The sequence below is a fragment of the Aminobacter ciceronei genome (assembly GCF_014138625.1).
GTDB classification, from domain to species: domain Bacteria; phylum Pseudomonadota; class Alphaproteobacteria; order Rhizobiales; family Rhizobiaceae; genus Aminobacter; species Aminobacter ciceronei.
Genome location: NZ_JACJHY010000029.1, coordinates 56091 through 70498, shown reverse-complemented (window position 1 = coordinate 70498; position 14408 = coordinate 56091). Strand labels below are relative to the sequence as shown.

The 14408-nt window shown below is 64.0% G+C and carries 13 protein-coding genes; 2 read left to right on the top strand and 11 right to left on the bottom strand.

Annotated elements, in window-relative coordinates; all coding sequences use genetic code 11:
• Positions 1 to 48: 48 nt before the first annotated feature.
• The 11 genes from HNQ95_RS25225 to HNQ95_RS25175 all read right to left on the bottom strand — a co-directional run bounded on the left by HNQ95_RS25225 (position 49) and on the right by HNQ95_RS25175 (position 11463).
• Complete coding sequence (locus HNQ95_RS25225) at positions 49 to 552, bottom strand: L-2-amino-thiazoline-4-carboxylic acid hydrolase (RefSeq protein WP_067965473.1); 504 nt, start codon at positions 550 to 552, stop codon at positions 49 to 51.
• The gene (locus HNQ95_RS25220; RefSeq protein ID WP_067965477.1) at positions 549 to 1355 is read right to left on the bottom strand and encodes an ATP-binding cassette domain-containing protein; all 807 of its coding nucleotides are present in this window, start codon (positions 1353 to 1355) and stop codon (positions 549 to 551) included. The genes HNQ95_RS25225 and HNQ95_RS25220 overlap by 4 nt, the downstream gene beginning before the upstream one ends.
• On the bottom strand, positions 1352 to 2128 hold the full coding sequence (locus HNQ95_RS25215; RefSeq protein ID WP_067965480.1) for an ABC transporter ATP-binding protein: 777 nt from the start codon (positions 2126 to 2128) through the stop codon (positions 1352 to 1354). Before HNQ95_RS25215 ends, HNQ95_RS25220 begins: the two co-directional genes overlap by 4 nt.
• The gene (locus tag HNQ95_RS25210) at positions 2125 to 2952 is read right to left on the bottom strand and encodes an ABC transporter permease (protein ID WP_067965481.1); all 828 of its coding nucleotides are present in this window, start codon (positions 2950 to 2952) and stop codon (positions 2125 to 2127) included. Before HNQ95_RS25210 ends, HNQ95_RS25215 begins: the two co-directional genes overlap by 4 nt.
• Complete coding sequence (locus HNQ95_RS25205; RefSeq protein WP_182575553.1) at positions 2949 to 3935, bottom strand: ABC transporter permease; 987 nt, start codon at positions 3933 to 3935, stop codon at positions 2949 to 2951. Before HNQ95_RS25205 ends, HNQ95_RS25210 begins: the two co-directional genes overlap by 4 nt.
• 272 nt (positions 3936 to 4207) lie before the next feature.
• Positions 4208 to 5815, bottom strand: coding sequence for an ABC transporter substrate-binding protein (locus HNQ95_RS25200; protein ID WP_067967118.1), 1608 nt, complete (start codon positions 5813 to 5815; stop codon positions 4208 to 4210).
• 342 nt (positions 5816 to 6157) lie between these two features.
• Complete coding sequence (locus tag HNQ95_RS25195) at positions 6158 to 6985, bottom strand: ABC transporter ATP-binding protein (RefSeq protein ID WP_067965486.1); 828 nt, start codon at positions 6983 to 6985, stop codon at positions 6158 to 6160.
• The gene (locus HNQ95_RS25190) at positions 6982 to 7833 is read right to left on the bottom strand and encodes an ABC transporter ATP-binding protein (RefSeq protein ID WP_083948704.1); all 852 of its coding nucleotides are present in this window, start codon (positions 7831 to 7833) and stop codon (positions 6982 to 6984) included. The genes HNQ95_RS25195 and HNQ95_RS25190 overlap by 4 nt, the downstream gene beginning before the upstream one ends.
• A 1-nt stretch (position 7834) precedes the next feature.
• On the bottom strand, positions 7835 to 8743 hold the full coding sequence (locus tag HNQ95_RS25185) for an ABC transporter permease subunit (RefSeq protein ID WP_067965488.1): 909 nt from the start codon (positions 8741 to 8743) through the stop codon (positions 7835 to 7837).
• Between the two features lie 9 nt (positions 8744 to 8752).
• A complete protein-coding gene (locus HNQ95_RS25180; protein ID WP_067965490.1) occupies positions 8753 to 9757 on the bottom strand; it encodes an ABC transporter permease subunit in 1005 nt (334 codons plus the stop codon).
• Between the two features lie 110 nt (positions 9758 to 9867).
• Positions 9868 to 11463 (bottom strand): ABC transporter substrate-binding protein, encoded by a 1596-nt coding sequence (locus HNQ95_RS25175; protein ID WP_067965492.1) that lies wholly within the window; start codon positions 11461 to 11463, stop codon positions 9868 to 9870.
• Between the two features lie 390 nt (positions 11464 to 11853).
• On the opposite strand from HNQ95_RS25175, the gene HNQ95_RS34115 reads away from it, so the two are divergent.
• Positions 11854 to 12420: a hypothetical protein gene (locus HNQ95_RS34115; RefSeq protein ID WP_246719272.1), complete on the top strand. Its 567-nt coding sequence runs from the start codon at positions 11854 to 11856 to the stop codon at positions 12418 to 12420.
• A 157-nt stretch (positions 12421 to 12577) separates the two neighbouring features.
• Positions 12578 to 14227, top strand: coding sequence for a long-chain fatty acid--CoA ligase (locus tag HNQ95_RS25170; RefSeq protein WP_263008117.1), 1650 nt, complete (start codon positions 12578 to 12580; stop codon positions 14225 to 14227).
• Positions 14228 to 14408 lie beyond the last annotated feature (181 nt).

Genomic DNA, 14408 nt, shown 5'->3' with positions numbered 1-14408 from the left:
CGCCAAGGCACATCGCCGCCGCACCCGTCAGCCGCGCCAAGTGCGATCTCAGATGTCGCAGTCGGTCAGGCAGATGTGGCAGCAGCCGGAGCCATGGCCCGGCGTCCAGGTGACGTTTTCGAAGCGCACACCGGTCGCCTCGAACAGGCCGCGGTCGAAAGCGCCGGCGATCCGGCACAAGGTCGCCAGCCTGTCGTCGCCGACACCGGCCTCCACCCAGGCGTCCTTGAGCGGACAGCGCTTGACCTTGAAGGCGATGTGATGGTCGCTGCGCTCGACATCGGTGGGGTACATGCGCCCGCCATCCGGGCTGACGGCCAGGAAGGCCTCGCCGATGGCGCGCGCATCGTTCGGCCCGAAGCTGGCGAACGCCACCTGTGCGACCTCGCGGCCGCGCTTCTCGATCGCCCTTACCAGGACTTCTTCCGCCTTGGCGTCGCCAAGCTCGGCGGCAAGTTCATCCAGCATCAGCCGGTAGAGATCGGCGCGGTTGCGAAAGGCGGAGTCAAGTTCGGCAGCGAGCTTTTCGGCGCGCATGGCATGTTCGGTCACGAAACGGTCTCCTTGAAAACAGGCAACCTTGGGAACACAGGCAGTTCCGGCGTGGCCGCGACCAGCGCCCGGCCCGTGGCCGAGGCGGGCGCGGCTATCACGGCGGCGGCGTCGCCCTCTTCGACGATACGACCGCTGTCCATGATCGCGATGCGGTGGGCTACGGCGCGCACCGCACCAAGGTCGTGGGAGATGAAGAGATAGGCGACGCCCTCGTCCCGTTGCAGCTCGGCAAGCAGGTTGAGGATGTCGCCGCGCACCAGCACGTCCAGCGCCGACAACGCTTCGTCGAGCACGATCAGCGCCGGCCGGGTAGCAAGCGCGCGCGCGATCGCCACGCGCTGGCGCTGGCCGCCCGATATTTCGTGCACGCGACGGCTGGCGAGCTCGGCGGCGAGACCGACACGCTCCAGCAGCGCTGCGATTGCCTTGGGTCGATCGGCGCGCCCGACGATGCCGTGAATGCGCAGCGGATCGTCGATCAGGCGGGCCACCGTGGCGCGCGGGTTGAATGCCGCCAGCGGATCCTGGAACACCATCTGCAGCTTCGTCCGGGTGGCCCTCAAGGCTGCCCCCCGCAATCCCAACAATTCCTCGCCGTTGAAGCGGATGCTGCCGGCATCGGGCTCGACCAGCCGCAGCAGGATACGCGCCACCGTCGACTTGCCCGAGCCGGAGGGTCCGACCAGCGCCAGCGTCTCCCCCGGCGCAATAGAAAAGGAAATGCCATCGAGGGCGGAGAAATCCCTGTCGCCGCGCCAGTAGCGCTTCGACAGCCCCTCGACCTGCAGCAGCGCGCTCATCGGCTGGCACCAGAATGGGCTTTCAGCCCCAGATGTGCCGCCAGCAGCGCGCGGCTGTAGTCGCTCCTTGGCCGCGCCAGCAACTCGGCCGTCGCCGCCATTTCGACCATGCGGCCGTGACGGAACACGGCGATGCGGTCGGCCAGGTTGGCGGCAAGTGCTATGTCATGGCTGACGAACAGCAGCGCCATGCCATCCTCGGCCACGAACCGGCGGATCAGCGCCACGATCTCGGCCTGGACGATTGTGTCGAGCGCGCTCGTCGCTTCGTCGGCGATCAGCAGTTTCGGACACGCCACGATGGCCGCTGCGATCACCACGCGCTGTTTCTGTCCGCCCGACAACTGATGCGGATATGCCCGCGCCAGCGCCTCGGGCTCCGGCAATTTCACCCTGTCCAGCAGTTCGACCGCCAGCCGCCGTGCAGCACCCCAGTCGATGTCGAGATTGGCGTGCGCCACCTCGGCGACCTGGTCGCCGACCGACATGACCGGATCGAGGCTCGAAGCTGGATCCTGGAAGACGAAGCCGATGTCGCGGCCGTTGCGCGCCGGATGATCGAGCCCCGGCCATGCGACGGTGCCCTGAAGTCTCGCCGTCTGCGGCAGCAACCCTGATATGGCCCGGGCCAGCGTGCTTTTGCCCGAGCCACTCTCGCCGATGATCGCCAGCCTTTCGCCGGCGGCCAGATCGAGGTCGACGCCTTCGAGCGCCGGCGCCACTGCGCCGTTGTAGCACACGCCGAGACCACGCAGTTCGAGCAGCGGCTTCATGCCTGCCCCTCCCGTGCCGCCGTGCCTTCAACCACGCCTTCGCCGGCGAGGTAGACGCCGAGGACTGAAAGCACCAGCGCGATACCGGGGATGACGGAGAGGTAAGGCGCCGACCGCAGCACCGCCCTGCCCTCCGCGATCATGCCGCCCCAGGTGACGCGGTTGGGGTCGCCGAGACCGAGGAAGGACAGCGCCGCCTCGGTCAGGATGGCGGCGGCAACGATTACCGACGACAGCGCCAAGACCGGTGGCAACGCATTGGGCAGCACCTCGCGGAAGGCGATCTCGACCGGATGCATGCCGATCACCCGCGCCGAAGCGACATAGTCGCGCTCGCGGATCGACAGCACTTCGGCACGCGCGATGCGCGTCGGGCCGGTCCAGGCGCTGAGCGCGATCGCTGCCACCACGACCGAAAGCGACGGCCCGACGACACTGACCAGCGCCAGCGACAGCAAGAAGCCCGGCACTGTCTGGAAGGCGTCGGTGATACGCATCAGCACTTCGTCGACAAGCCCGCCGGCAAAGCCGGCCACCGTGCCGACGATGCTGCCGACGAGGATCGAGGCGGCAGCGGCGGCAAGCCCGACGGCCAGCGAGGTGCGGGCGCCATGGAACAGCCCAGCGACCACATCGCGGCCAAGGCGGTCAGTGCCGAGCGGCAGGGCCCAGTCCTGGAACGGGGGCAAGAGCGGCTGGCCGGCAATCGCCAGCGGGTCGCGTGGGAACAGCCACGGCGCGGCGACAGCCATGGCGACAAGCAGGCCAAGGATGACCAGGCCGGCGGCGGCCTCCGGCGTGCGAAACAGACGAGAGAGGCTCATGCTTTGACCTCGCTCGCGCCAACGCGCGGGTCGAGCACGGCATAGGCGATGTCGACAAGCAGGTTGATGACGATCACCAGGAAGGCGCTGACCAGAATGATGCCGATCAGCAGCGGCGTGTCACGCGAGCCCACGGCCTCTTGCGCCAGCCGGCCGAGACCCGGCACCGAAAACACGCTTTCGATCACCACGCTGCCACCCAGCATCTGCGCCGACTGCAGGCTGAGCATGGTGACCAGCGGCAGCAGCGCGTTGCGCGCGACATGGGCGAGCACGATGCGCCGCCTGGGGATGCCGCGCGCACGGGCGGCCAGGGTAAAGTCCATGCGCCAGACCTCGGCCATGCCGGCCCGCATCATTCTGAGATAGAGCGCGAGATAGATCAGGCCGAGGCTCGTCACCGGCAGCACCATGTGCCTGGCGATGTCGAGCATGCGGGCGATGCCGGTCTTGCCGGAGGCGATGGTCTCCATGCCCGAGAGCGGCAGCCAGCGCAACTCGACTGAAAAGACGATGGTCAGCACCAGCGCCAGCCAGAAGCCGGGCACGGCATAGAGCGCCAGCGAACCGATCGACAGAAGCCGGTCGCGGGCGCTGCCTGGCCGCGCGCCAGCCAGGATGCCGAGCGTGGTGCCAAGCGCGAAGGACAGCGCCGTTGCCGCCCCCATCAAAAGCAGCGTGTTCGGCAGCCGCTCCAGCACAACGTCGAGCACCGGGCGGGAGAAGGCGACCGAGTGGCCGAGATCAAGATGCAGCAGCGCCCAGAGATAGGCGGCGAGCCGCGTCATCGGCGAGGCATCGAGGCCCCAGCTTGTCCGCAGCGCCTCGATCATGCCGGCGTCGCCGCCGACCGAGGCGACGTAAGCATCGACAGCGTCGCCGGGCGCCGCCTCGAGCAGCAGGAACGAGCCGACAACCACGATCAGCAGCACCGGAATGCTGCCGATCAGCCGGCGCTTCAACAGGCCCCAGGCGCGATTCATTACCCTGCCCCTTGTGGGGAAAGTGCCCCGAGCAGCCCGTTGGGGGTTGCCGGAGTGAAGAAATTGCCCCCACCCCTAGCCCCCCACAAGGGGAAGGGGAATTCTGGGGTCGCCTGCCCCGTCAAGATGAACCGCGCGCCAAATGAAGGGCACGCGGCATCATGTCCCCTTACGCTCTGTGGGGAGGCGTAAGGGGTGGGGGTAGGTTCAGTCACTGCGACTTCCAGGGGCATGCTCAGTAACGGATCATCATCCCAGCTCAGGCGATGATGTCACGTTTCGACATAGGTGTCCGCCCAGTTCGAGACCGCCCAGCGCGGGTTGTTCGACACATTCTTCACCGTGTCGCGCGCGACGGTGATGAAGCCCCATTCGGCCACATTGATCAGCGGCAGGTCGGCCGCCACCTTCTTCTGGAACTGCTTGTAGAGCTCGATGCGCGCCGCCGGATCCAGCGTCTCCGCCGCCTTGGCGATCAGCGCGTCGAGTTCGTCGTTCTTGTAGCCGCCCTGGTTGGAGAAGGGCACACCGTCAGGAATACCCGACTGCACCAGGATCGTCGTCGAGATCGCCGGGTCGCCGCGGAACACCGGCGGGGCGATGGCGATGTCGAAGGCGTGCTCGGTGTAGACGGCCTTCTGGTGGGCGGCAGAATCGTTGTTGACGATCTCGGCATCGATGCCGACGGCGGCCAGCGCCTGGCGCAGATAGTCGCCGAACTGCCTGGTCTCGTTGAAATAGGGCGCCGGCAGAAGCTTGAGCGCAAAACGCTTGCCGTCATCCTTCTTCGGATAGCCGGCTTCATCCAGCAGTGCGTTCGCCTTGGCGACGTCGAAGCCATAGGTCGCAACATCAGGCGTGTAGAACTGCTTGTCGTTCTGCGGCACGATGCCGGTCGCCGGCTTGGCATAGCCCAGGAAGATCGTCTTGACGACGAAATCCTTGTCGATGGCATGGGCGATCGCCTGGCGCACCTTGAGGTCGGCCAGCTCCTTGCGGCGATGATTGATCTCGACCACCAGTTGGTAGGTCAACGCTTCGTAGCCTTCAGTGATGACCTTGATACCGGGAACCTTGGAGATGCGCTCGAGATCGGCCAACGGCACGGCAGAGAAAGCCGCAAGCTGGATCTCTTCCGCCTCCAGCGCGCCGGCGGCCGCGGCGCGGTCGGGCAGCACGCGATAGATGATCTCGTCGAGCTGAGGCTCGCCTTCGCCCCAGTATTTGTCGTAACGTTCCAGCCGGTAATATTCGCCCGCCTTGTGCTCGGCGAACTTGAAGGGTCCGGTGCCGATCGGCGCGTTATTGGCCGGGTTCTCGGCAATATCCTTGCCATCATAGACATGCTTCGGAACCACCGACGTAAGCGCCGGCAGCGCGTTCTTGATCAGCTGCAGCGGCGTCGGCTTGGAGAACTTGAACACGGCGGTTTTTGCGTCCGGCGTCTCCACCGCCTCCAGGTTCTTGAACACGACGCGGCCGAGATTCTGCAGCGGCTTCCAGACATTGAGCGCCGAGAATGCCACGTCGGCCGAGCTGAATGGCTGGCCGTCGTGCCAGGTCACACCCTCGCGCAGCTTGAAGGTGACGGACAGGCCGTCGGCAGAGCCTTCCCAGCTCGTCGCCAGCCGCGGCTCGAGCCCATCCTCGCCGTCGAACGAGGCCTCGGCCAGCGGTTCGACAACCTTGCTCGACACGAAGAACACGCCGTTGGAGGCAACGATCGCCGGGTTCAGGTTGCGCGGCTCGGAATCGGCGGCGACCACCAGTCGCCCGCCCTTCCTGGCCTGGCTCCAGCCGATCGAGGGCAGTGCCGTCGAGGCCAGCAGGAACGCCGATCCCGCCAGAACCTTGCGTCTCGAAATCTCAAAACCCGCCATGTCAGCCTCCAAGCCCTCGGCACGGCGGCGTCGCCGGGCCCTGGTGCATGACGCCGAAAATCGGAATCGATTTTCGGAAAGGATCATGCACCGATCCAGAATTCACAACGTCCTTTGCGCGTCCAAGTGAGCGCGCGGCGCTGTAGTGATGATGGCCGGGATTATGATCCGGGAAAGCCTTTTTGCGAGAGACGAAATTGGCGTTTTGGGCCGCTGGCCCAAAACATTGTGCTACGTGCGCGGCCTATCAGTGCGAGAACAGGTCCGGAAAAGCTTCGGCCCGGAAACCGTTGTCGATTTCCGGGCCGAAGCAATGGTCGGTCAGTCATAGTCGCCAGCCGGTCAGGCGGCTTTCTTCCTGGCGAGGCGCGCGCGGATGCTCTCGACATCGGCACGCGGCGTCGCTGCAAACAGCGTCTTGGTATAGCTGTGCTTGGGGTCGGCGAAGACCTCGTCGCGGCTGCCATATTCGACCGCCTCGCCAAAATACATCACCATCACCTCGTCGGCGATGTAGCGCACCACCGAAAGGTCGTGGCTGATGAAGACGTAGGTCAGCTGGAACTCATCCTGCAGGTCGGCGAGCAGGTTCAGCACCTGGGCCTGCACAGACAGATCGAGCGCCGACACAGGCTCGTCCAGCACCAGCAGCTTCGGGTTCAGCATCAGCGCACGCGCGATTGCGATGCGCTGGCGCTGGCCGCCCGAGAACATGTGCGGATAGCGGTTGTAATGCTTCTCTTCGAGGCCGACCTTCTTCAACAACGTCATCGCCCGGTCGCGGCGTTCGTCGGCCGGCGTCTTGGTGTTGATGACCAGCGGCTCGGTCAGGATGTCGCCGATCTTCTGGCGCGGGTTGAGCGAGCCATAAGGGTTCTGGAACACGATCTGCACCTTGCGGCGCATCTCGGGCGTCAGGTCACCCTTGGCAATGTCGACGGTCTTGCCTTCGATCAACAGCTCGCCCGACGTCGCCGGATCGATCAGCGTCAGGATGCGGCCGAGCGTGGATTTGCCGCAGCCGCTTTCGCCGACGATCGCCAGCGTCTTGCCCTTCTCGACCTGGAAGCTCACGCCCTTGACGGCGTGAACGGTCTTGGCCTTCTTCAGAAAGCTGCCGGGCACGTGGTAGTCGCGCACGATGTTGCGCGCTTCGAGAATGACGCTCATCGTGCAGCCCCTTCCACCTGGTCGTCGACGAAGAGTTCCGAGATCGTCGGCAGGCGATCCCCCGTCGCATTGTCCGGCAGTGCCGCCAGCAGCGCGCGCGTGTAGTTGCTCTTCGGGTTCGCGAACAGCGTCAGCACGTCGGCTTCTTCCATCTTGCGGCCCTTATACTGCACGACCACGCGGTCGGCAGTCTCGGCCACAACGCCCATGTTGTGGGTGATCATGATCAGGCCCATGCCATGGTCGGCCTGCAGCTTCATCAAGAGGTCGAGGATCTGCTTCTGGATCGTCACGTCGAGTGCTGTGGTCGGCTCGTCGGCGATGAGCAGCTTCGGATTGCAGGCAATGGCGATGGCGATCATCACGCGCTGGCACTGACCGCCGGACATCTGGTGCGGGTAGGAATTGAGACGCTCGGCCGGGTCTGGGATACCGACAGCCTGGAACAGCTCGATCGCGCGCTTGCGGCGCGCAGCCTTGTCGAGGCCCATGTGCACGCGCAGCACTTCCTCGATCTGAAAGCCGACGGTGAAGCACGGGTTGAGGCTCGCCACCGGCTCCTGGAAGATCATGGCAATGTCCTTGCCGATAATCTTGCGCCGTTCGTTTGCCGGCATTCCGAGCAGGTCGCGACCGTTGAAGGTCAGCTTGTCGGCGGTGACCTTGGCCGTCCAGGGCAGCAAGCCCATCGCCGCCAGCATCGACACCGACTTGCCCGAGCCGGACTCGCCGACGATGGCGAGAACCTCGCCCTCGTGGACCTTCATCGAGACGCCGTTGACGGCGCGGAAGGGACCGGAGGCCGTCTCGAACTCGACGACCAGGTTTTCGATTTCAAGAAGTGCCATCTCAGGACCTCTTCAGCTTGGGGTCGAGTGCGTCGCGCAGGCCATCGCCCATCAGGTTGATCGCCAGCACGGTGATCAGGATCGCCACGCCCGGAAGCGTCACCACCCACCACTTGCTCTGGATGAACTCGCGAGCCTCGGCCAGCATCGTGCCCCATTCCGGGGTCGGCGGCTGCGCGCCCATGCCGAGAAAGCCGAGTGCGGCGGCGTCGAGAATGGCTGAAGAAAACGACAGCGTCGCCTGGACGATCAGCGGTGCCATGCAGTTCGGCAGGATGGTCTTGAACATCAGGCGGGTATGGCCGGCACCGGCCACCTTGGCGGCGACGACGTAGTCGCGGGTCTTTTCGCTCATCACCGCCGCGCGTGCCAGGCGCACGAAATGCGGCTGGTAGACGAGCGAGATGGCGATCATCGCGTTGACCAGGCCCGGCCCGAGGATCGCCACCAGCACGAGTGCCAGCAGCAGCGACGGGAAGGCCAGGATGATGTCCATCACGCGCATGATGGCGGTATCGACCCAGCCACGGAAATAGCCCGCGATGACGCCGAAGACGACGCCGACGACCAGCGACAGCGCCGTCACGATGACGCCGACGAAGAGCGAGAACTGGGTGCCGTAGACCAGGCGCGAAAGCATGTCGCGGCCGACGGCATCGGTGCCGAGCAGAAAGTCGGCGCGGCCGCCCTCCTGCCAGACCGGCGGAACCAGAACCGCGTCGCGATATTGCTGGGTCGGATCATGCGGCGCGATCAGCGGTGCGAAGATCGCCAAGAGCACGAGGAAGATGAAGAACACGAGGCCGATGACGGCACCGCGGTTTTCGGAGAAGTAGTACCAGAACTCGGCCAGTCGCGCCCGGCGGGACGGATCGGTCGAGACAGCACTGGTTGCAGCAGCTTGAGACATCGTGCCCTCCTAGTGCCGGATACGCGGGTTGATGAGGCCGTACATCAGGTCGACCGCAAGGTTCACCAGCATGATCACGGCAGCGATCATGAGCAGGCCACCCTGGATGACGGCGTAGTCGCGCCGCGACACGGAATCGACCATCCACTTGCCGATGCCCGGCCAGGAGAAGATCGTCTCGGTCAGGATCGCGCCGGCGAGCATCACGCCGACCTGCAGGCCGACTGTCGTGACGACCGGGATCATGGCGTTGCGGAGCGCATGGACGCCGACGACACGGAAGGTCGACAGGCCCTTGGCGCGCGCGGTCCGCACATAGTCCTCGGACAGCACCTCCAGCATCGCGGAGCGCGTCTGGCGCGCAATGACGGCGAGCGGAATGGTGCCCAGCACGATGGTCGGCAGGATCAGGTGGCTGACGGCCGACTTGAAGGCGCCTGCCTGGCCTGAAAGCAGCGAGTCGATCAGCATGAAGCCGGTGACGGGCGGGAAATAGAACATCAGCGAGATGCGACCGGAGACGGGCGTCCAGCCGAGCATGCCCGAAACAAGCATGATCAGCAGCAGGCCCCACCAGAAGATCGGCATCGAGAAGCCGACAAGGGCGGTGCCCATCATCGCCTGGTCGGCGAAGGAGCCGCGCTTGATCGCAGCGACGATGCCCGCGGGCACGCCGAGAACGATGGCGAAGACGATCGCGCAGAGCGAAAGCTCGACGGTCGCCGGGAACAGTTCGAAGAACTGGTCGACAACAGGCTTCTTGGTGACGATCGAGGTGCCGAAATCGCCGCGCACAACACCCCAGAGATAATCGAGATACTGGATGACGATGGGCCGGTCGAAGCCGAGCTCAGCGGAGATTTCCGCGTGGCGCTCCGGCGACATGACGCGTTCGCCGGAAAGCAGGGCGACAGGATCGCCGGGCAGAAGTCGGATGAATGAGAATGCGATGATGGAGACCCCGATGAATGTCGGGATCAGGACGGCGAGCCGTCCCAACAGGAACCGGAGCATGTCGAACCTTTAAGTGAATGTTCCGAGAAAAGGTAAGGGTAGCACAAAAAGTGCATTGGGGCGCTTGTGATCCAAGCGCCCCAACCCAAGGCTGGCCTGTTTAGGCAACCTTACTCCGTGATGTCAACACCGTCGAAAGCGAAGTCGCCGAGCGGACTCTGGACGAAGCCTTCGACGCCCTTGCGCATCGGAACGATCGACAGCGAGTGGTCGATGGTTGCCCAAGGAGCGTCCTTCTTGAACACGACCTGCGCCTGCTCATAGAGCTTTGTGCGCTCGGCGATATCCGAGGTTTCCTTGGCCTTCGTCACCAGATCGTCGAACTCCTTGTTGCACCACTGGGCGCGGTTGTTGCCGCCGACAGCGTCGCAACCGAGCAGGGTGTCAAGGAAGTTGTCCGGATCGCCATTGTCGCCGGTCCAGCCGAGCATGACGGCGCCGTCACGATCCTTGGCCTTCGACTTGTCGAGGTACTCGGCCCACTCGTAGGAGACGATCTCGACCGTCACGCCAACCTTGGCGAAATCGGACTGGATCAGCTCCGCCGCGCGGCGGGCGTTGAGCATGTAGGGACGCGAAACCGGCATCGCCCAGACCTTCATCTTGAGGTCCTTGACGCCAGCGGCTTCAAGGCCCTTCTTCGATGCTTCCGGATCATACTTGTCGTCTTCGACGGCCTTGTTATACGACCACATCGTCGGCGGGATCGGATTGGTTGCCGGCGTTGCAGCACCCTGGAACACGGCGTCGACGATGGCCTGCTTGTTGATGGCCTGGTTGAGCGCCTTGCGGACTTCCGGCTTGTCGAACGGAGCCTGGGTGGTGTTGTAGGCGAGGTAGGCGACGTTCAGGCCTTCCTGTTCCACGACCTTCAGGTTCGTATCGGCCTTCATCGCAGCCACGTCGGCAGCGTTCGGGAACGGCATCAGGTGGCATTCGCCGGCCTTCAGCTTCTGATAGCGAACCGATGCGTCAGGGGTGATCGCAAAGACCAGGTCGTCGATCTTCTGCTTGCCGCCCCAGTAATCCGGGTTGGCCTTGTAGCGGATGATGGCGTCCTGCTGGTAGGCGACGAAGGCGAACGGGCCAGTGCCGAGCGGCATCTGGTTCATCTGATTCATCTTGCCGTCAGCCTGCAGCTTGTCGGCATATTCCTTCGACACGATCGATGCGAACGGCATCGCGACGTTGGCGAGGAACGGAGCCTCCTTGCGGGTCAGGGTGATCTTGACGGTCAGGTCGTCGACCTTCTCGACCGACTTGATCACTTCCGGGAAGCCCATGCCGGCAGCGTATTCCCACGAAGCGCCGGTCACGTACTTGTTCCAGGGATTGTCGGCCTTCAGCTGACGGTCGAACGAGAACACGACGTCGTCGGCGTTGAAGTCGCGGGTCGGCGTGAAGAACTCGGTCGTCTGGTACTTGACCCCCGGACGCAGCTTGAAGGTGTACTCGAGGCCGTCGTCGGAAACCGTGTAGCTCTCGGCCAGGCCCGGCTCGGTCTCGGTGGTGCCCTTCTTGAACTCAAGCAGGCGATTATAGACGGTGTGCGCAGCGGCGTCGAAGGTCGTACCGGCGGTATAAAGGCCCGGATCGAAGCCTTCCGGCGAACCTTCCGAGCAGTAGACGAACGTCTTAGCGCTCGCCGCACCGCTGAGGACGGTTGCAGCCAGCAACGCGGCCGCAAAGGTCGTTTTTTTCAACATTGAACACTCCCTATGATTTTTCCCAAGCCCTACCCGTCAGGCTCGCAGGCGCGCATATAAGCACCGTTTATCCAGCTTTGGAACTCCCCGCCTACCTGCCCTTTGGTAAGCAGAATATTTTACCCACAGATGACTTCGAAATAGTCGAAAATTCGCAATTTCCATTGGCTGGCCAGCCATTTGCACTTCGCGTTAGATTCGACGGCGACAGGTTTTGTCATCGCGGCCGATGGCAATTGCGGCGCTGTTGCTGGACCGGGCCGATATAACTGCGAAACCTAAAATTCGTTCTGCGAGGTGACGTTGGGTGATACTTGCCGTTAACGTCAGGTGGCAATACAAACAACTACAACATGCCCCGACGCGGCACTGTTCTTGCGGCGCTGCGACGTGGACGAGGGCGAAAGCCGGCGGATCGTTGCCGCCGGAAACAAGAACAACAAGGGAGGATGCATTGGCCAAATCTACCGGCAAGGCGAGCACGGCGAAGTCCGCAACCACCATGGCGGCGGCCAAGCCAGCCGATACGACCAAGCCCGAAACCAAACCCGCAGCCAAGGCGACCGCCGCCAAGCCGGCACCTGCCAAGGCAGCGGCTCCAAAGCCGGCAAAGGCGGCCGCAGCGCCGAAGTCCGTGGCCCCAGTGAGCAAGCCGGCCGCCAAGCCGGCTCAGAAATCCGAAGCGAAGCCAGCCGCATCCAAGCCAGTAACCGCGAAGACCGAAGCCGTAGCGGCCAAGCCAAAGGCGGCAGCGCCAAAGCCTGTTGCAGCAAAGCCAGCGGCATCAAAGCCTGCGGCCACGAAGCCCGCAACCAAGACCGAAGCCAAGCCAAAAGCCACAGCGCCGAAAGCGGCTGCAAAGGCCGCTCCGGCCAAGGCGAAAAGCGCCGCCAAACCTGCCGCATCGAAGATCGCGGCATCGGCGCCTGCGGTCGCCGCACCGGCAAAAGTTGCTGAAACGCCCAGGCCTGTTGCCGAGGCGAAGCCTGCTGCAAAGTCAGCAGCGGCAAAACCTGCCGCCAAGGCTGCAGCAGCCCCCACCGCGAAGCCGACGCCAGCAGCCAAGCCTGCGGCACCTGCCAAGGCAGCAGCGAGGTCCGGCGACAAGCCGTGGCTGAAGAGCTACCCGGCCAACGTTCCGGCCGAGATGCCGCCGCTCACATACAGCTCGATCGGCGATCTGTTGACCGAAGCCTGCCGCCAATATGCCGGCCGCCCGGCGTTTTCGTGCATGGGCAAATCGCTGAGCTATGGCGAGCTCGAGCGCATGTCGACGGCGTTCGGCGCATGGCTTCAGTCGAAGGGCCTCGCAAAGGGCGCCCGCGTCGCCATCATGATGCCGAACGTGCTGCAGTACCCGGTCGCCATGATGGCTGTCCTGCGCGCCGGCTACACTGTGGTGAACGTCAACCCGCTCTACACACCGCGCGAACTCCAGCACCAGCTCAAGGATTCCGGCGCCCAGGCCATCATCATCCTCGAAAACTTCGCCACCACGCTGCAGGCCGTCATCGCCAAGACCGAGGTCAAGCATGTCGTCGTGGCCTCGATGGGCGAGATGCTCGGCCTCAAGGGCCTGCTGGTCAATCTCGTCGTGCGCAAGGTCAAGAAGCTGGTGCCGGCCTGGTCGCTGCCCGGCCATGTCAAGTTCATGGCGGCGCTCAAGGAAGGTGCAAGCCTCAGCTTCAAGCCGGCCACTGTCGCTGCCTCCGACATCGCCTTCCTGCAATATACCGGCGGCACCACCGGCGTCTCAAAGGGCGCGATGCTGATCCACTCCAACGTGCTCGCCAACGTCGCCCAGTTGGCGCTGTGGGTGGAGGACGCCTACACGGTGCGTCCGAAGCCGCCGCACCTGACCTTCGTCTGTGCGCTGCCGCTCTATCATATCTTCGCACTCACCGTGAACGCGCTGATGGGCATGCAGCAGGGCGCGCTCAACGTGCTGATCCCCAACCCGCGCGACATTCCCGGCTTCGTCAAGGAACTGGGCAAGTTCCAGTTCAACATCTTCCCCGGACTCAACACGCTGTTCAACGCGCTGACCAACAACGAGGACTTCCGCAAGCTCGACTTCTCGGGCCTGATCCTGTCGCTCGGCGGCGGCATGGCGGTTCAGCGGCCGGTGGCCGAGCGCTGGAAGAAGGCGACCGGCAACCACATCACCGAAGGTTATGGCCTGTCGGAAACCTCGCCGGTGGCGACCGCCAACAAGTGCTCGTCGCCCGACTTCACCGGCACCATCGGCCTGCCCCTGCCCTCGACCGACATCGCCATCCGCGACGAGAATGACAACGACATGCCGCTCGGCGAGGTCGGCGAGATCTGCATCAGGGGCCCGCAAGTCATGGCCGGCTACTGGAACCGCCCCGACGAGACCGCCAAGGTGATGACCTCGGACGGCTTCTTCAAGTCGGGTGACATGGGCTTCATGGACGAGCGCGGCTTCACCAAGATCGTCGACCGCAAGAAGGACATGATCCTGGTCTCGGGCTTCAACGTCTATCCCAATGAGCTCGAGGACGTCGTCGCCCAGCATCCCGGCGTGCTCGAGGTCGCCGCCGTCGGCGTGCCGGACGAGCATTCGGGCGAAGTGCCGAAGCTGTTCGTCGTGCGCAAGGATCCCGACCTCACCGTCGAGACGCTGATCGCCTACTGCCGCGAAAACCTGACCGGCTACAAGCGGCCCAAATACATCGAGTTCCGCACTGAACTGCCGAAGACCAATGTCGGCAAGATCCTACGGAGAGAACTCAGGGGCTGAGGCTCCGCTCGATCCGAACGACAACGGCCATCGTGGGAACACGGTGGCCGTTTTCGCATTACGAACCTTTTGGACTTCGCAAGAACACTCTCGGATTCTGACAAATCAAAAATTGAACCTCAAATATAGCTTACTGGCCATATTATTTTCAAAACACTTCTGACGTCTCTGCATTCCGGAA